Source organism: Rufibacter psychrotolerans (assembly GCF_016924645.1).
Lineage (GTDB): Bacteria > Bacteroidota > Bacteroidia > Cytophagales > Hymenobacteraceae > Nibribacter > Nibribacter psychrotolerans.
The window spans coordinates 136249-154176 of sequence record NZ_JAFFJV010000020.1 but is presented as its reverse complement, the minus strand read 5'-3'; the positions used below and the strand labels follow the sequence as shown (position 1 = coordinate 154176).

Annotated in this window: 15 protein-coding genes; 7 read left to right on the top strand and 8 right to left on the bottom strand. The window is 48.3% G+C overall.

Annotation, left to right across the window (positions count from 1 at the left end; all coding sequences use genetic code 11):
* A partial coding sequence (locus JT718_RS17670) for a 3-hydroxyacyl-CoA dehydrogenase NAD-binding domain-containing protein (RefSeq protein WP_205504116.1) occupies nt 1–277 on the bottom strand: 277 nt, incomplete at its 3' end.
* A 337-nt stretch (nt 278–614) separates the two neighbouring features.
* Between JT718_RS17670 and JT718_RS17665 the strand changes: the two genes are divergently transcribed.
* Nucleotides 615–1700: a mannose-1-phosphate guanylyltransferase gene (locus JT718_RS17665; RefSeq protein ID WP_240337152.1), complete on the top strand. Its 1086-nt coding sequence runs from the start codon at nt 615–617 to the stop codon at nt 1698–1700.
* A 43-nt stretch (nt 1701–1743) separates the two neighbouring features.
* Here JT718_RS17665 and JT718_RS17660 read toward each other — a convergent pair whose 3' ends face one another.
* From JT718_RS17660 to JT718_RS17640, 5 genes are all read right to left on the bottom strand, one after another.
* Nucleotides 1744–3441 carry a hypothetical protein gene (locus JT718_RS17660; protein WP_205504115.1) on the bottom strand — a complete coding sequence of 566 codons (1698 nt, stop codon included), beginning with the start codon at nt 3439–3441 and terminating at the stop codon, nt 1744–1746.
* Between the two features lie 432 nt (nt 3442–3873).
* Entirely contained in the window at nt 3874–4683 is an 810-nt protein-coding gene (locus JT718_RS17655; protein WP_205504114.1) for a hypothetical protein, read from the bottom strand.
* A 247-nt stretch (nt 4684–4930) separates the two neighbouring features.
* Complete coding sequence (locus JT718_RS17650; RefSeq protein WP_205504113.1) at nt 4931–5857, bottom strand: glycosyltransferase family 2 protein; 927 nt, start codon at nt 5855–5857, stop codon at nt 4931–4933.
* An 83-nt stretch (nt 5858–5940) separates the two neighbouring features.
* Nucleotides 5941–6882 (bottom strand): hypothetical protein, encoded by a 942-nt coding sequence (locus JT718_RS17645; protein WP_205504112.1) that lies wholly within the window; start codon nt 6880–6882, stop codon nt 5941–5943.
* Nucleotides 6867–7274 (bottom strand): sugar 3,4-ketoisomerase, encoded by a 408-nt coding sequence (locus tag JT718_RS17640; protein WP_205504111.1) that lies wholly within the window; start codon nt 7272–7274, stop codon nt 6867–6869. Before JT718_RS17640 ends, JT718_RS17645 begins: the two co-directional genes overlap by 16 nt.
* A gap of 245 nt (nt 7275–7519) precedes the next feature.
* Between JT718_RS17640 and JT718_RS17635 the strand changes: the two genes are divergently transcribed.
* The 6 genes from JT718_RS17635 (at nt 7520) to JT718_RS17610 (ending at nt 14904) form a co-directional block, all read left to right on the top strand.
* On the top strand, nt 7520–8008 hold the full coding sequence (locus JT718_RS17635) for an ArsI/CadI family heavy metal resistance metalloenzyme (RefSeq protein ID WP_205504110.1): 489 nt from the start codon (nt 7520–7522) through the stop codon (nt 8006–8008).
* A 651-nt stretch (nt 8009–8659) separates the two neighbouring features.
* The gene (gene sigZ, locus JT718_RS17630) at nt 8660–9202 is read left to right on the top strand and encodes an RNA polymerase sigma factor SigZ (RefSeq protein WP_317195522.1); all 543 of its coding nucleotides are present in this window, start codon (nt 8660–8662) and stop codon (nt 9200–9202) included.
* A gap of 258 nt (nt 9203–9460) precedes the next feature.
* Nucleotides 9461–10111, top strand: coding sequence for a flavin reductase family protein (locus JT718_RS17625; protein WP_205504108.1), 651 nt, complete (start codon nt 9461–9463; stop codon nt 10109–10111).
* A gap of 86 nt (nt 10112–10197) precedes the next feature.
* Nucleotides 10198–11781 (top strand): NAD(P)/FAD-dependent oxidoreductase, encoded by a 1584-nt coding sequence (locus JT718_RS17620; RefSeq protein WP_205504107.1) that lies wholly within the window; start codon nt 10198–10200, stop codon nt 11779–11781.
* 4 nt (nt 11782–11785) lie between these two features.
* A complete protein-coding gene (locus JT718_RS17615) occupies nt 11786–13315 on the top strand; it encodes a hypothetical protein (RefSeq protein WP_205504106.1) in 1530 nt (509 codons plus the stop codon).
* Nucleotides 13316–13344: 29 nt separating this feature from the next.
* Nucleotides 13345–14904, top strand: coding sequence for a hypothetical protein (locus tag JT718_RS17610; protein WP_205504105.1), 1560 nt, complete (start codon nt 13345–13347; stop codon nt 14902–14904).
* 44 nt (nt 14905–14948) lie between these two features.
* Here the strand turns inward: JT718_RS17610 and JT718_RS17605 are convergent, their stop codons facing one another.
* Nucleotides 14949–17030: a ComEA family DNA-binding protein gene (locus tag JT718_RS17605; RefSeq protein WP_205504104.1), complete on the bottom strand. Its 2082-nt coding sequence runs from the start codon at nt 17028–17030 to the stop codon at nt 14949–14951.
* The gene (locus JT718_RS17600) at nt 17027–17863 is read right to left on the bottom strand and encodes a PorV/PorQ family protein (RefSeq protein WP_205504103.1); all 837 of its coding nucleotides are present in this window, start codon (nt 17861–17863) and stop codon (nt 17027–17029) included. The genes JT718_RS17605 and JT718_RS17600 overlap by 4 nt, the downstream gene beginning before the upstream one ends.
* Nucleotides 17864–17928 lie beyond the last annotated feature (65 nt).

Below are 17928 nucleotides of genomic sequence, written 5' to 3'. Positions count from 1 at the left end.
AGCCGTCCTCCCCGGGGGGCGTGCCCACCGCGATGAAGGCCGCGTCGCAGCCCTTGATGGCCGCGGAAAGGTCCGTGGAGAAGCCCAGCCGGCCCTTCTCCACGTTGCGGAGCACCATCTCTTCCAGACCAGGCTCGTAGATGGGCAGGACGCCCTGCCTCAGGTCCTCGATCTTCTTGACGTTCACGTCTATGCACGTCACGTCGATGCCCACCTCGGCGAAACAGGTGCCCGTCACCAGGCCCACGTAACCAGTACCTACTACTGCGATTCTCATAAGCTTCTATTTATCTTTCTTAACTATTAAAGACTTATCTAGGCCCGGTTTCTGCAAAGGCCCGTCTAAATTTATATGCTTAATTCAATAAAACAAAACTTTAATACAATTAGTGCCATATATAGGCATATCAAACCTGCTTATGATCCTAAAGAGGGTTGATAAAACTTCAAAAACACCCCTAAAATCATCAAAAATCCGTTATAAAGTTACTTGATTACGCAAATATATTAACAAACTTAAATAAAATAAATATTTATTTGTATATAATAAAGATTTATATAACTTTGCTAAAGATCGCTTACTACCTTATTCCAGTTTACTTAATTATTCACCCATGAGTAGCTTATCAGAGAACACCTATGTAGTGGTTATGGCTGGAGGAGTTGGCAGCAGGTTCTGGCCTTTTAGCAGGAATAATTACCCCAAGCAATTTCATGACGTTCTCGGAATTGGAGAAAGCATGATTCAATCCACTGTTAAGCGTTTCTCCTCGGTTTGCCCTAAAGAGAACATCTATGTGGTGACCAACAGGGAATACAAGTTCCTGGTGCAGGATCATCTCCCCGAACTTGGAGAGGACCAGATCCTGCAGGAACCCGTGGGCAGGAACACCGCTCCCTGTATTGCCTATGCCTGTTACAAGATAGCCCAAAAGAATTCTAAGGCAAACGTTATTGTTGCCCCCGCTGATCATGTGATTTTGAGGGAACAAGCTTTTCTGGAGTGCATTCACCAAGCCCTGGCGGTTACCGCCGAAGAGAGCCTGCTGGTCACCTTAGGCATAAAACCCACTCGCCCAGATACTGGCTACGGGTATATACAGTATGTTCCAGACGGAGGCCAATCTATAAAAAAGGTTAGCACCTTTACTGAGAAGCCGTCGTTGGAAGTGGCCCAAAAGTTTCTGGAGAGCGGTAACTATGTCTGGAACGCCGGCATCTTCGTTTGGAACGTTCAATCCATCCTGGCTGCTTTTCGGGAGCATCTGAAAGACGTTGCCGACCTTTTTGAAGCAGGATTAGCCACCTTTTATACCGCAGAGGAGCGTACTTTTATAGACGGCGTGTACTCCTCTTGCCGCAACGTTTCCATTGATTACGGCATTATGGAAAAAGCAGACAACGTGCATGTTATTTTAGGTGACCTGGGCTGGTCTGATGTGGGCACTTGGAATTCTCTCTATAGCATTGCCAATAAAACACCTGAAGGAAATGTGGTGGATGGAGATACCCTGCTGTACGACACCCAGAACTGCATCATCAAAACACCACAGGACAAACTGGTGGTGATCCAAGGCCTGCAAGACTATATAGTAGCCGAGCACCACAATATTTTGATGATCTGTCCGCGCAACAATGAACAAAAGGTGAAAGACTTTGTATCAGATGTGAAAGCAAGCAAGGGGTTGGAGTATGTTTAGTCTGCTCTAGGAGTTTATAAGCACGTATTACTCAACACTGCTTCTATCCTTTGGTAGTACCATCACCCAAGTAGAATATATAGTAACTTTCTAGTTCATGAAGTGGTTTTTTGTCTTTGAATACACTTAAATACTTAGACTTCTTGTTAACCCATACTATCGAAACACCATAGTTCCTTATGTTTGTTTGTAGGTCAACATTCATAGGAAACAATGGCTTAATGATTCTGTTAAGAATAGGTTGAGCAGAGGGCTCAAACATAGAAATTGATCTCTTAAATCTTGATATATCGTAATTAAACAAATACATTCTATAATCATTACTTCTAGCATAATCAGTAGCGCGGGTAGGATAGTAAAATAGAGCCCATTTCTCAGGCAGCCCTTCATTCTCATCTACAAAAAAGCCTTTGATTGGCTTTCCTTTACTTACTACCCCAAGCTTTTGCTCTAAAGCAAAATCATAGTTGTCATTCTTTTTCGCACCGCCGAATGGATATTTGTAATCGCTTTGCAGCAAAAGAACAACAACACATATAGCGTACATTCTCCTCCTTACCAATTCAAAAAGAACGAATATAAATGCAACAACAGACAGGTTCACCGCAATCTGCTTGAACTGCCATGCATCCAGAGAATAATCAGATGCAATTGCATAAAGCAGATGATACCCTAAAAAGAAACTTAAAATCCAAAGCCCTATGTCAGCTATAATCATTTTTTTCTTAAGAACTTGAAAAGAAACTAAAGCACACAGGGCAATGATAAGCCTGATAGGATAGGTAAGCAACGCTAACAGTATAACGCGGTACACTTCATGCAACTTACTGCCAGATACAATTGAAAACCACACCTTCTCTTCGCCTACATCAAAGTACTTATTAGCAATATCCTCTCTGAAGCAAAAATAAAATAAGACATATAAAACAATAAACATCATGAATTTTATATAATCATCTCTCTTGAATCTGTTATAGAAAAGCACTAACGTCAAAAAGACAACTGGTATAAATAAAATATATTCAATAGAAGCAAAAATTAAAAGCACCAAGGCTGTGCTATACTTTCCATGATATAGTGAATAAAAAGCAAAGACCAACATTGGCAACATTATCATATCTCGCAAATGGTATTTGCTTATTGGGTTAGTAATCCATAGAAATCCTAAAACACTAAAGCACAACAAAATACATAGCACCAGTACAAATACCTTCTTACTACTAACCTCTTCTGAAAAAACAGAGATGATAGTCAGCATTGTGAAAGTTTTAAATAACGGGAAAACGAAATAAAATAGAACAATATCACTTTTTACATTATAAAAGCTTTTAAATAAGCTCCCCAACCAAAACTCTACAAAGTGGTAAACTGAAACTCCGGTAAACCCTGTAATAAAAGATTCAATACTAACAGTCTCTACTCCTTCATAGTGGGCGATACTCATGATGGTACTATAAATATATCGCTCACCAGGATAGGGGTGAATAAAAGACAGATAAGAAAATGGATCACCTAACGCATCAAATTGAAAATCAATTTGCAAGAAGAAAAGAGCCATAAACAACCCCACCACACCCGCAATGAACTTCCAAGTAGAATACCCCTTTCTACCCTCGAATACACGCAGATTTGCTCTAAAAAATAAATATACCAAAGGCACTAAAGAAAGGATTGTCTTACCCCCTGATTTTATTATGGCGTAAACAGAAACAACCATCATAAAGCCAATGAAGAAATTCATGACATGCTGAGCGAAACTACACTTACTCTTTACTGCGTAAAGCAAAAGTAAAGAACCAATAACATAAAATAAGACAATAAAAAAAACACTAAGAAGTAGAACAAAACACATCATATATTATCAATATCATTCTTACGGCCTTAAGTAGACAGAACATTACCTTGCTACTTACAGAATGAACATCACCTATAGTATTCATAACTTACAAGTTAAAATGTAAGGCAGAATATTAATTGCTAGATACACAAGCAAGATTATCAATAACTACACAACTCCACCTTAATCAGGCTCCTAAAAAGAGAGACTTGTAAATTAAGAAGGCTTAATAATCCTTCACAAAAAGAATTAATAATCAAGGAAAGCAAAAGAAGTCCTTTAGAACGTTCTAAATCCTTAATACACCAATCATAAAAGTGAATGCACACTTAACTATCACTTTCTCCAAAACCGCATTTCTAAAGAAACCCTTGTGTCATCATTATTTAAGTTTACTGCTTCCCCATGAATAAGATAGGGAGAAAATACAAGCGCTTCATTATACAAGGGATTAGGTCTAACCAAATCCAACTCATTTATGGCATTTGTCAGACCTGGCACATGGTATTTAGCACCATCCATAATTGCTCCTTTAAGCGTTCGTTCAACCTGTGATTCGGGCCAAAAGTGACTTCCTGGAACTAAAGGCAAAGAGGAAGAGATAGTACTCCCTGCCACAGGAACATATATGTTTACACAACCACGATATATATCTAACCAAACATCTCGATGTAGTGGATTAAAATCAGTACGCCCTGGTCGTACAATGCGCAGGTGAAACACTTGTTCGTTAGTTTGAGGGTTGTGGGGCGTTACGTTCACTCCAACAATCTCTGATACTCTGTTCACTAAGTTCTGAACATTAGTTGGAAACCGCTCAATTTGGATAAGTTTTGTCTGATTAATCACCTCCAAATGCAGCGCTTGGTTATCATTGATTAGTGAATGATATTTTTCAACCTGAAACCCTGAAGGTATAATAATACCCACGGATTTTATGCCCTCTATAAAAATGTTGGTCAAACCTTTCCGAAGTGAGTCAAATTCCGCATGATCTGAGAACAGAGGTGCTACAGTATAGCCCGAAGCCCCCCAGGAAGTATTACTGATTAGATTGTCGTGTTGATGCAACAAAACAACATGCTCACCATAAGCCCGCTCACCAGATATTTTAGGCAATGAGTTAATCCTATTCAAAGAATCCATCTGATACCAGATTAGCTTATTAATACAAAACGAACAAATATTATTAACGATCCACTTTTGTTTAAGATCAGAGAATCACCCTTTAATTGATAGTATATCTAAAACATCATAGTTATAAGACAGACAACTTGATCGGAAAGGAAGTTATGGATAATAGAAGAGTGATGATCAACAAATAAGATAAAGAAAACACCGCCCCCTTCCTGCATATTTTTTCAATAAAGCTACATCCCTCAACAAGACGATACTACAATGCCCTCTCTATAATATACAATGGCCTTTCTCTTGAAGCATCGAACGTGCGCCATACATATTCTCCAACAATTCCTAAACCAATCATTTGAAACGAAGAGGCAAATAATAGCACAACCATTAAAGGTGACCATTCCTCATCTTTACCTCCTCCTTTAATTCCAGCGTAAATCACAAAAGCAGTATACAAAAGTGCTAAGAACCCTAAAACTAGCCCGATTACTGAAATAACTCTTATAGGAAAATAAGAAAAGGATAAAACTGAATCTAGCAGCAGTTTTACATTTTTCAAGAATGTCCAGCGGGAAGCACCTACGGTTCTTTTCTTCCTAACATATGGGATATTAACATATTCAAAGCCCATCCAAACCAATAAGTACATCACATTGCTGTTTTTCTCTTTCATCTTCAGTACTTCGTCTTTAATGCATTTGTCAAAAAGCACATAATCAAATCCTCCTTTAGGCAAGTGCTTGAAAGCCAGTTTTCGCATCAAAGCATGAAAAACACCTGAAAAATACCTTTTTAAAATTGGGTCTTGGTTTTCATTCCTACTTCCGACAACTAGCTTAAATCCCTGCTGCCAATGGGCGTACATTTTAGCCATCAGTTCAGGTGGATCTTGCAAATCTGCTGAAATTATGGTGATACATTCCCCAACTGCAAACTCCATCCCGGCCACTACTGCATTATGAGACCCTACATTGCCTGCTAATTTTACTACTTTAATTTTATCAGGAAAGACTTCCTTTACGTTAACCAATTCTCTAAATGTATCATCCTTAGAGCCATCATCCACAAAAACGTATTCAAAGGAGACATTAGAGGGAAAGTGTACCTCATTATTAATTAACTCCTTTACAGTAATCGGTATATTCTTCTCGTTAAAATAGCAAGGAACGATTACGGAGATAAGAGGCATAAATATCAAGTTACCTATTTTAAGAATATAAAAAACAAAAAGCGCTTACCCTAATAATACTTGAATTCACGATTAGTACAAACTTAAGAACTGAGGGAAAGTAAATGAAAGCATGCTCCAAAGCTGCATCCTAACTTATCAAATGTTCTAATTACCGTTCTATTTGTAGACTGGGTAGTTATCTTGACATAAGAAGCCTTTTGCTCTTTAGCGTAATGCATGAATTCTGTAAGCAGCTTAACATACCAACCCGTATTCTCAGGGGCTACTGCAGCCAACCTAGCATACATCAAACTCAAGTTATGTTTTGGAGATATCTTTTCATATGAATCAAAAGCCAGGAAAGAGGCTATTGGATACCCTGGTACATCAGGAACAAGGACATAATCACAAAAACCATTCACAGCTGCTGCTGCATAGGTGGCAAGGTAATGATCTGCTATCTCTTCAGAAAATGAATAATCTGCGTGCAACCTATCGTACTCGTTTCTACTTTTGGCAGCAACTTCTTTAAGAATTGGTATATCTGCGGTAGTTGCTTTTCTTACTTTGTATCGTTCTGCCTCAAAGTCTTCCGCTTTCCTTCTGAAATAATGGAACCGTGTTTCAACCATTTTGAAACCTGCTATATTTAAACACTGCAGTAGGAAAATGTCTTCAGAAGGGATTTCTGAGAAACAGTAAGTGTTACTAGTAGCAAGAAGCTTGTCTTTGAAAGACTTAGCCGCCTTGACCAATGCGTTTGCATTATGGTGGGAGAATAAGACAGTAAATAGTCTATAGCAATCTCTTCCCATGAAGTTGCTGTCCCAAGGCAGAAACTCATATAAAAAAGCAAATTCTACCCCATCCACTATAATGGAGAAAGTATGATAATGATCATCAACCCCATGCTTCTGTATCCTTTCTTTGATGAAGACCTGGTACTGATCTCTTGGCTTTATTTCTCTGATAAAAGAGTAAGGGCTATAAAAAGGCAAGACACTTTCCCTGATTCTGATAAGCTCTGCTAATCTTTCCTCCATATAGCCTTAAAATCTGAGTAATCTCTTATATAATCCTTTTCGTTAAAGGAAGTGGAAGCCATCACCATCTGTACTGCGCCCTTGGAATACTGTATGGTGTGCCAAACGTTTGGAGGCAGATATACCCCTATATGGGGCTTTTCAAGACTAAAAACTTCAATCTCGCCAGTTGGCAGTTCGGTGGTGACTAAGATGCGGCCGGATACAGCAAGCAGAACCTGTTGGGTTTGGTAATGGGCATGCCGGCCCCTTACAATGTGTTCAGGCGTTTCATACGTCCAAAACACTCTCTTGACCTCAAAGGGTATAGACTGCTTGTAATCAGCAACAGAGATAAACCCGATCTTTGCATCTCCAATCACCGGGAACTCAATTAAGTATGGTCTGTTCAACCTGTTCTACCTTAAAAATGTACTGGGCTTTAGGACATCAATACCTTGTTTACGCCCCTTACCTAAAACGAACTAGTTTCCCCGCAAGATAACAAAAAGCCCGCTGCCTGTTATTGCCAAATTTGCCTCACCGCTGAATGCCCCACTTTGATCTTGCGGGCTCATGAATTTTAGAATTTATCTTTCTTGAACCTGCGTCTTTTTGCCTGGCGCTCCGTCATCGGGACATAAACAAACAAAGAGCCATGAAAAGACTACATGTTAACCTCAGCGTACGCAACCTACAGGAATCGGTGGACTTTTACACTGCCCTCTTCGCGGCAGAACCAACAGTGCTGAAATCTGATTATGCCAAATGGATGCTGGAAGACCCTCGAGTGAACTTTGCCATTTCCACGCACGGACCAGTTACTGGCCTTGAACACCTGGGGATACAAGCCGAAACACCTGAGGAACTGCAGGAAGTCTATGCCCGGCTGGTGAAAGCAAAAGGCACCATTCGCCAGGAAGGCAACACCACCTGTTGCTACGCCCAGTCTGAAAAGTCCTGGATCAAGGACCCGCAGGGCATAGAGTGGGAAACGTTTTATACCTTTGGCGCATCTACCACGTACGGCGGGGAGGCAGAGCAACCAACCTGCGGCAGCCCTGCTTGCTGCAGCCCGGCCCCTGTGGCCTCTGCTTCGGTCGAAATCCCCTTTCAGCCAGCAACCTCCAGGGAAACACGTAGGTAAATCATTCTGGAGGCGCTGCAAGCCAGCCTATACCCCAGGGGAAAAGACATCTATGAACGGGAGATTGCGAGTAAAATCGCCACCCTGGAAACCATGGCCCTCTTGAGGAAAGTGGGACACGGAACATCTTGTACACAACAGACTGGTTGTCCGTACCCTAGCGGGGCAGGTGGAAGGATGGGCGGCCCTAAGTTCCGTTTCCTGCCAGTGCGTGTACGGCGGGGTGGCAGAGGGAAGCATCTTTCTGAACGAAACCTTCCGGGGGAAAGGGATGGGCAGGTGTTGCTGCAGCAGTTCATTGACTCCTCAGAAGAAAATGGCATCTGGACCCTCCAGGCCAGTATCCTGAAGGAAAACGGGACGAGTGTGGCCTTGCATCAAAAGTGCGGTTTCAGGAGGGTGGGCCTCCGGGAAAACTGGGTAAATTAAACGGGCGTTGGCGAGACATTTACCTGATGTAGCGCCGAAGCCTGCTGGCAGGAATTTAGTAAACATCTGACCTCCTGTTTTAGGGCTCCTTTGCAGAAAACAGCCCTTAAACGGGAAGCCATTGCTTTTTGTGTTATGCAATCCAAGACCTCTCCGTGCGCGCATCCTTCCGGAGTCTGCACCACTCTCCAAGCGGACGATCCCTGTGCAGCCGTTGGCCCGGTGTTCCTTACCTACCAGGAGGCTTTGCAGGGCTTCATCAGGAAACGGGTATCCAACCAGGCCGATGCGGAGGATCTTTCTCAACAGGTGCTCCTGAAAGTACATCGGCACTGCGAAACGTTACCGCAAGTCAGGAATGTGCGGGCCTGGCTGTATGAAATCACCCGGCATGTGGTGCATGATTTTTACCGGGCACGCCAGCGCGAAACCTCTTTGCCTGAAGAAATTGAGCTAGTCGCCCCAAGCTTGGGTGAAGACCCAATCCATGAACTGGCCCATTGTGTGGGGCCGCTGCTGAACCTATTGCCTGAGGCGTACGCAGAACCGCTTCGGTTAAGCGACCTGGAAGGCATTCCCCAACAGGAGATAGCCAAGCGGTTGGGTCTGTCGCTTTCCGGGGCAAAATCGCGCATCCAACGCGGCCGGGAAAAGCTGAAAGCTGCTTTTCTGGAATGCTGCCACCTGGAACTTGACCGGCAGGGCCGCCTCATCAGCGCTGAGATCAGGTCCGGCTGCCAGGCTTTGCAGCAGTGCCAACGCTAAGTGCCGTTTAGGAGCTGTTTTCCCAAAATCAGCCCCTAAACGGCTTTTCTGCACCCAAAGGCCTTCGGCTTGTTTAGCAATTATGACATAGGTACAGCCAGAGGTGCCCCAAAACACTGCCATTCTTCCCTCAATCTGTCGGGAAAGTCATCCTGGGCAAGGGCCCGTTAGCATTAGGCTCTTTTCAATTTTATTCCTACCTTACCTTTCCCTTGTTACTGAGGGAACCTGTTGTCTACATGCTTACCCCCTTTTCCCATGACAGACACCCAGTTTTCAACCACAGACATCCTCCAGATGGAGCAGTCGTACCGGGCAAACTTCATCACGTCGCTCTCTGGCTTTAAGAGCATTTGCCTGGTAGGCACCATAGACCCCAAAGGCCGCACCAACCTAGGCTTGTACTCGCAGGTGTTTCACGTAGGGGCCAATCCGCCGCTGATTGGCATCTTGGTGCGGCCAGACAATGTGGTGCGCGACACCCTCAACAACATCATCAAAACCGGGCATTTCACGCTCAATCACGTCCGGCCCGAGTTCTACCCGGCGGCGCACCACGCCAGTGCGCACCACACCCAGTCAGAGTTTGAGATCTGCGGATTCACCCCTCAGTTCTCAGAACTACACCCGGCCCCGTATGTGCAGGAGGCGTCCATCAAGCTGGGACTGCGGCTGGTGCAACGCACGTACATCAAACTGAACGGGACCATTCTGGTGATTGGCGAGGTGGTGGAGGCGCTGGTGCCCGAGGATTGCTTGAAGCAGGACGGGTACGTAGACCTTGAGAAAGCCCAAAGCATGGCGTTGTCTGGGTTAGACAGCTACCACCTCACCCAGAGGCTCACGCGTTTACCCAGTCCCCAACCAGATACTCCTTACATCACTTCGTCTGAGGCAATGCTTTCTTAAGCCCTCCGGCATTTGTACTTGAATCTCAGATAGCCTTCGGAGAACCGTTTTCTCCTGTTATCTTTGAAGAGTTTACTCGTTTAGGTATGTCTTCTCCTTCTACCGCCCTCATTGTTGGGGCTGGTCCGGCTGGGCTCACGGCCGCTTATGAATTGCTGCAACAGACGCAGATTCATCCCTACGTGGTGGAAGCCACGGACCGGATAGGCGGCATCTCGGCCACCATCAACTACAAGGGCAACCGGATGGACATTGGCGGACACCGGTTCTTCTCCAAGTCTGACCGGGTGATGGATTGGTGGCTGTCCATTCTTCCGCTCCAGCTGGAACCCGGACAAACCATTGGCGAGTTAACCTACCAGGGGAAAAGCCGCTCCATCCCCACCATCTCGGCGGCAGACCCGTCGGCGGGCGACAATGTCATGCTGTTACGGCAGCGTAAATCGCGCATCTTCTTCCGCCGGAAATTCTTTGACTACCCGTTGTCCTTCTCCCCCACCACCTTGAAACAACTGGGCGTGGGCTGGTCTACCAAGGCCGTGTTCAGTTACCTGAAACAGGTGGCCCATCCTATCAGGGAGGAGAAGAACCTGGAGGAGTTCTTTATCAATCGGTTCGGCAAGCACCTGTATCATACCTTTTTTAAGTCGTACACCGAGAAAGTGTGGGGCGTGCCCTGCCAGCAGATTAGTGCCGAGTGGGGTGCCCAGCGGATCAAGGCCCTATCCATTACCCAGGCGGTGAAGCATTTTGTGCGGCAGCAGTTTTCGGCTCCTTCTTCCGATTTTACCCAAAAAAAGACCCAAACCTCCCTTATTGAGCAGTTTCTGTATCCGAAGCTGGGGCCCGGGCATTTGTGGGAAGTGGTCACCGATCAGGTAAAAGCCAAGGGCGGCGAGGTGCATATGCTACAAAAAGTAGTGGGCCTGGAGCTGAAAAACAATCGCATCACCTCGGCCACCGTGCAGGATCTGGCCAATGGCACCACTTACCAGGTTCAGCCTGAATACGTCATTTCCACTATGCCCATCCGAAGCCTGGTAAGGACTTTGGGCAGCGTTGTCCCCCCAGACATACGCAAGATTGCCGAAGAGCTGCCCTACCGTAATTTTATCTCGGTGGGGTTGCTGCTGCACCAATTGGCCATCAAATCTGATACGGAACAACTAATCCAAGACAACTGGATTTACATCCAGGAGCCGGACGTGCTGGCCGGTCGCATTCAGCTGTTCAACAACTGGAGCCCGTACCTGGTTACCCAGCCCAGCAAGGTTTGGCTGGGCGTGGAGTACTTCTGTCAGGAAGAAGACGAACTCTGGCGCATGTCTGAAGCGGACCTGCAACAATTGGCCATCACTGAACTGCAGAAACTGGGCATCATCTCCGCCGATCAGGTGATAGACGGCACAGTGGTGAAAATGCCCAAAGCCTACCCCGCATATTTTGGTTCTTACAATGAGTTTCCAAAAGTGCAGGCTTTCCTGGACAGCATTGAGAACCTTTTCCTGGTAGGCCGCAACGGCATGCACAAGTACAACAACCAGGACCATTCTATGCTGACGGCCATGCTGGCAGTAGAGAACATTGCCCAGGGCCGCATAGATAAAGCCAACATCTGGGAAGTGAATACCGAGCAGGAATACCATGAGCAGTCAAAAACCCAAGAGTAAGTTCATGGCACTTTTTACCCGGGATAGTTCATTCGCCTTAACCTTCACCTTCTTTTATGCCTTGATTCTTGCCTGGGCAATGGGGTTTCATGAACTCTGGTTTGACGAGACCGAGCCATGGCTGCTGGCTCTTTACAGTGATTCCTATTCCGAGCTACTATACAACAAACGCTTTGAGGGACATCCTAACCTGTGGTACAGCATCTTGTTTGCTGTCACTTCCTTCACCCATGATCTTAGGGCACTCCAAATCACCCAGACGGTTTTTGCCATTGGGTTCGTGTACTTGTTTTTACGGTACGCTCCTTTCCCTAAGCTTCTAAAGGGCATGATCTGCTTTGGATACTATGGCCTTTTTGAGTACGGCATCATTAGCCGGCTGTATGCCCTGGAAATGTTCTTCCTATTTCTGGTTTGTACATTCTATTCCAAGCGTTTCTCTCACTGGTACCTGTACATCGCGTTGTTAGCCATACTGGCCCAGACCAATCTTTTTGGTTTTTTCATGACTGGGGTACTTGGGTTGTTGCTCTTTTCTGAGACCTTTAACGTCTGGAAAGAAACTCCCAAACTACCCGTATCACCTGCTCGTAAATTTATAGGAATTGCCATATGGGCTACAGGCTGCCTCTTTTCATTCTGGAGCATGATGCGCCCAAATGAAATAGAGGCTTCGTTGCTCACTTTCCTCCACCCTTACTACTTCTACCAGACTATAGCCCGCATCTGGCAGTCGTTTGCTCCTGTACCAGACCTTACCACCTCGTTCTGGAATACTTCCTTTCTCAAAACCAGCGTTGAAATTGTGCTTTCGGCACTACTGCTCGCACTTCTCTGCGCGGCATTTTACCGGACCAAGCGACTGCTACTTCCCTTGCTTCTTTTATTCGGTGCGTTATTTTTTCTCTTCTTTCTCAAGTTTGAAGGAAGCATGAGGCACCATGGCCATTATTTTGTTTATACCATTGCCTTGCTCTGGCTAAGGACCTACTATGTCCAGAGCCTTATACCGCACCATCCTTTCAAATGGGCCGATAAAATCCTTCTTCCCTGTTTATACCTATTCGGCTTTTTACAGGTGATTGCCGGTGCGTACGCTTTGGCTACGGATTGGAAGCATCCTTTCTTTATGGGGAAGGAGGTTGCCCAGTACCTGAAAGCCCTACCCACTGGGTACATCCTCGCGACGGATGAGCGCGTTGCCACCTCTAACATCACGGCTTACCTGGGGCACCCGGTTTATAACCTTCCCACCGGAAACCTGGCAAGCTTTTACACGCTTGATCCCCAGGAAGCAAACGATTTGCGCCCCATTGTTCTGCTGGACTGGGCGCAGGCATTAGCACAGCAAAAGAACACGCCGGTAATACTCGTCTGCCGCAGTGAGTTGCCTTATCAATGGTCGTCTTTCCCCATTGAGTTTCTGGCTACCTTTAGGGGTAATTCAATCAACAGATTCGCCTTCTACATCTACAAAGTCAACCCGCTTCCCTTTCCAAAGAAGTATATGATGGCAGAGTTTTCGGCCCAATGAAACTAGCTGATCTCTCCTCTACCAATCAAATGAAGCTAGGTGAACCAAGGGTACTCTGCTCTACCCCCTTCCTTGCGAGTTTCTTCACCCTCATCTACGCGCTGCTCTTAGCCAGGCTGATGCCCTACCATGAACTGTGGTTTGACGAAACGGAGCCGTGGCTGTTGGCGCTCTATAGCAATTCTTACGCAGAGCTGTTGCAAAACAAGGTATATGAAGGCCATCCCAACCTGTGGTACAGTTTGCTCTTTGTTATCACCCGGTTCACCCAAGATTTAAAAGCCTTGCAGGTGGGGCAGTTTGCATTTGCGGTTGGCTTTGTCTTTGTCTTCCTGCGGTGGGCACCGTTCAACTGGTTACTAAAACTCCTGTTCTGCTTTGGCTACTATGGTTTGTTTGAGTACGGCCTCATTAGCAGGCTGTACGCCATGGAGCTGTTGACCACCTTCCTGGTCTGCGCGATGTACCCAAAGCGGTTTTCCCGTTGGTACTTGTATATCTTCGTGCTGCTGCTCAATGCCCACACGCATCTCTTTGGCCTTTTCTTCTCCGGACTGATGGGGCTCTTGCTCTTTGCAGAAGCGCGGGGCGGGTGGAAAGACACGCCCCCGCAATCACAAGTTGGCCGAACAAAACTGTACCTGGGAACTGCGATTTGGGCTTTGGGCTGCCTGCTTGCACTGTGGAGCATTGCCCGCCCGGCAGAAGCGGGGCAACTGATGCTGAACCTAAGGGCCGCCACCCGACCATGGCAGGCTTTTTTCCCAATCCCACACTTTTTTATTAATTTCTGGAATTCGTACATCTTAACGCCTACCCTGCTGGGCTACGCCATGGAAGCCCTTCTGTCTGGCGCCATTATCCTGTTTGTTCTTGCTTGCTTTAGGGTAGAGCGGCGTTTGTTTCTGCCGTTTCTGGCTTTACTCATGCTGCTTTCGCTGTTTTTTGCCTTTAAGTACATGGGCAGTCTCCGGCACTTTGGGCATTACTTCCTCTTTACCGTTGCGTTTACTTGGCTCCTGTCCTACTACAGAGACTCATCTGGGGAGAATGTCAGGGCATTTCAGCGGCTTCAGGCGTTGCTGCTGGCGGCTACGGTGGTTCAGTTTGGGGTGGGTGTGTATGCCATAGGCATGGACCTGAAGTATCCATTCCATCAGGCGAAGGAAACGGCGGCATTTCTGAAGGAACGGGTACCGGCCTCCAACCTGATTGCGTTGGAAGACGATATCCTGCTGTCGGCGATAGTGGCGTATTATGGCCAGCCCCTGCTCTACGTGCCCGAATTAAAGCCCAGCTCCTTCTTCCAGCCCGGCAGCCCGGAGGAGAATGAGTTGACGCTCTACCAAATTCTGGACTGGACAAGGGCCCTGGCCCAAAAAGAAAACAGGCGCGTCATTCTGGTTTCCTCGCAGGAGGCAGACCTTGGTTGGTACCCGTACCCCGTGAAACTGTACGCCCGGTTCGACCAGCCCAGCATCACGGCGCATACTTTTTACTTGTACCAGGTTGACCCCACCCCCCTCCCGAAGTTGGAATTTGTGGCGGGCACCCCGCAGGAAGCGGTCTACAGTACCAAACCTGAGTAGTTTTAGGCCTGTTTTCGTTTCTAGCCTGTTTTCCAGAAAACAAGCTAGAAATGGTATCGCACCTGCGCCCGAACCTCGGAACGCGCCGGCCCCTGGATCTGCTCCAGCCCTGAACCAACGGTGCTTTGCCCGCGGTAGTGCGTGTGGCTTAGCTTGAACCAAAAATCAAGGTAGCGCGTGAGAGCCTGCTGCACCAGCAGGTACACGTGCGTGCCCCGGCCCGCAAAGACCGGCAGCGAGAAGGCGTACAAGACATCCTGCTCAGGCACGTACAGGCGGGTATCGTAGTCGTCGGTATCAAAAAGGGCATAGCGGCCACTTAACCGGGTCTGGTGGCGCTCCCAGATAAGGTCCTGGGCCGTGAAATACCCCGTACGGCTTGGGCCAGTCTGCCGGAACCGGCTAGCCTGCACCCTCGACCGGAGCCTCAATCCGGCCAGTGGGCTTACATCCAGCAAGACCAGAAAACGGTGGCTGTGCGTGTCTGTGACGTGCCGCAGGGCGCTCTCCTCCACGGTCTGGTTGCGCGCTTTGCGCTCATACTGGTACTGGCCGTACAGCAGCCGGGTCTTGGAAGGCACAAACTGCAGCCGCAGCAGGTACTCCTCGCCGGTAGAGGGAGCGTCTACCCGGTACCGGAGCCAGGGAAACGAAAAACGGTCATAGTACCCGGTCAGTTGCCAGCGGTTGCTCAGCTTCAGTTTGAGGCCCGTGTACAGCCCGCTTTCGTTTTGGTTGCGGCTGCCCTCCCCGAAAGCCGCGCCGTACAAGGTCTGAAAATCGCGGGTGTAGTACCGGTACAGCAAGGCTACTTCTACCTTCTCTGACAAACTCGCCAGCACCCCGTTCACGGTCCCAAGGCCTCCGTTGCCCGAGCGGGCCGCTTCCCCGAAGAAGTTCAGGTTCTGCCACAGGTAACTGTAGTGGAGCCCCACGGCCAAATTCTGCCGCCCCCTGAAACTGAAAAGGTTGTACGGCTCCAGCCGGGGCTGAAGCGCCAGGTTGTAGCTTGTATGCAGGGCTGTGAGCCCCAGCCCGAAAGTTTGTGCCGGGTTTCGGAAGGTGATGTTGCCGCCCAGAACCTGTTCCCGGGCCCGCTGCCGGTTGGCTAGCTCGGTGGGAGTGCGGTGCAGGCCCGAGGTTTGCAGTGCGCCCAGGGTCAGCAAAGTGGTGTCCTCGGGCAAAGCGTCGCCGCCCGATGCGTCTACCCTGCGGTTAGAGTAGAAGAGCGTGGTTTCCAGCCTCTGCCAGCGGTGAGTAGCCGCCAGGCCCCTGAAAAAGTTAGTCTCCAAGGCCGACGTATGCGGCCTGATGCCCAACTGGCTGCGGCGCACGGTGGAAATGGTCTCGCCGCCTTTGCCCACGCTCAGGCCGCTGGAAAGCAGCAACCCTTGCCCAAACTGCAGCTGGTAATCGCCCAGGGCGAGGGTCTTGAAGGCCCCGCGGTCATAGAGTTGGGCGTGGGCAGAGAGGAAGTCGAAGCCGTAGCGCCGCTGACTGGGGTTCCACGTGAAGGACTCCCCGGCGTCTTTTTCGGCGGTGATGCCAAAGCTGAAATCACGCGGATGGCTGAAGCGATACCGGAGCAGGTATTTGTCTGGCGAACCCAAGTAGCGGGTGGTGGAACGACCTTCGGGCGGGGTGTAGCCGCGGCGCTCCTGCAGGGTACGGTCATACCTGAGCAGCAGGGTATGCGTATCAGCGTTTTTGAGGCGTTCTTTCCAGGTACGCTGCTCGGCCTGGCCCAGGGCCTGTACCCGCACAAAAGGCAACAGCCGCCGGATGCTGATCAGGTCAAAGCCCGGAATGGCCTGCAACTCATATAAACTGAACAGCCGCCCGTTGTCCTGGATGTGCTGGAGCAGGGCCGAAATCTGGCTTTCTGACAGCAGCCACAGGCTCCGGAGCTCGTTCCGGGTGGCGCGGTTGAGGTCTAACGGCTGCCGGTAGTATTGGAGCAGCGTTTCATAGAGGTCTTCGTAAGCAATGGGGTTCTCGTCATCTTGCTGCGAAAAAAGCTCCTGCACCAGCAGCTCCACATCCACGGCGGGGCGGGGCACTTCCTGCGCAGCCGCCCCGTATTTCAGGGCTAAAATCAGAAAAAGGAGCCCGAAACAGATTTTCATGGCTGCGGCTCCTTCTTTAACTGGTACCCAACGGACAGATAGTTGCTCAGGCCCAGTTGGTGCTGCGCCCCCAGGGCATACGCCACCTGAAACTGTTTGAATTTCACGTCCACGCCCGCCGTACCCGCCTGGGTGCCGGTGTTAAACCCCGTCCGCAGGCCCAAGGCAGGTAACAACCGGTACTCAATGCCGCCTTTTACCGCCACCGGATACTCCAGTTCCTTCTCGGCTTCTAGAACCAGCAACACCTTGGTGGCCGCCTGAAAACTCAGCCCCATTTTCATGACGGTAGGCACGCGTTCATCCTCAAACTCGGCTAATTTGGCTTGGTTCAGGTTGTAGATGTGTGCCCCGAAGGAAAGCTTGGGCAACAGGTCTGATTGCAGGCCCACGCTCAGGGCCACGGCTTTGCGGCTGCCCCACTCCTGCACGCGCACCTGCAGCACATCGGCCTTGAGGCCTAGCCTGACCACGCCCAACTGACGCGCAAACCCAATTCCCAGGCGCTGCTCATTGTACAGTTCCCCGCCAAACCGCTGCAGGTCTACGCCCACACTGCCAAACTTAGCGGACGGGTACACCGCCAGCAAGCCAACGGTAGTGAGCTCTTTCAGGGAAAAACGGTTGTGGGCATAGGCACCTAACTGCAGGCTTTCTAAACCAGCAATACCAGCGGGGTTGTTGCTCAAGGCCCAGGTGTCCGTCAACGTCACCTCCGCACCGCCCAAACTCACTGCCCTGGCCCCCACGGCAGCATTGTTCATCTGCGCCCTGGCAGGAAAGGTGGTGAACAATAAAATCAGAAACAGGCAAAACCGTAGAACATGCTGCATAGGCTGGAGGGTTGGCCAATGGGTTTTCTACAGTACGCCTAGTACAAAGTCATAGTTATACTTGG

Coding starts and splice junctions, on each gene's coding strand:
- JT718_RS17665 (WP_240337152.1), top strand. CDS start 615: ATGAGTAGCTTATCAGAGAACACCTATGTAGTGGTTATGGCTGGAGGA.
- JT718_RS17660 (WP_205504115.1), bottom strand. CDS start 3,441: ATGAATTTCTTCATTGGCTTTATGATGGTTGTTTCTGTTTACGCCATA.
- JT718_RS17655 (WP_205504114.1), bottom strand. CDS start 4,683: ATGGATTCTTTGAATAGGATTAACTCATTGCCTAAAATATCTGGTGAG.
- JT718_RS17650 (WP_205504113.1), bottom strand. CDS start 5,857: ATGCCTCTTATCTCCGTAATCGTTCCTTGCTATTTTAACGAGAAGAAT.
- JT718_RS17645 (WP_205504112.1), bottom strand. CDS start 6,882: ATGGAGGAAAGATTAGCAGAGCTTATCAGAATCAGGGAAAGTGTCTTG.
- JT718_RS17635 (WP_205504110.1), top strand. CDS start 7,520: ATGAAAAGACTACATGTTAACCTCAGCGTACGCAACCTACAGGAATCG.
- JT718_RS17625 (WP_205504108.1), top strand. CDS start 9,461: ATGACAGACACCCAGTTTTCAACCACAGACATCCTCCAGATGGAGCAG.
- JT718_RS17620 (WP_205504107.1), top strand. CDS start 10,198: ATGTCTTCTCCTTCTACCGCCCTCATTGTTGGGGCTGGTCCGGCTGGG.
- JT718_RS17615 (WP_205504106.1), top strand. CDS start 11,786: ATGGCACTTTTTACCCGGGATAGTTCATTCGCCTTAACCTTCACCTTC.
- JT718_RS17610 (WP_205504105.1), top strand. CDS start 13,345: ATGAAGCTAGGTGAACCAAGGGTACTCTGCTCTACCCCCTTCCTTGCG.
- JT718_RS17605 (WP_205504104.1), bottom strand. CDS start 17,030: ATGAAAATCTGTTTCGGGCTCCTTTTTCTGATTTTAGCCCTGAAATAC.
- JT718_RS17600 (WP_205504103.1), bottom strand. CDS start 17,863: ATGCAGCATGTTCTACGGTTTTGCCTGTTTCTGATTTTATTGTTCACC.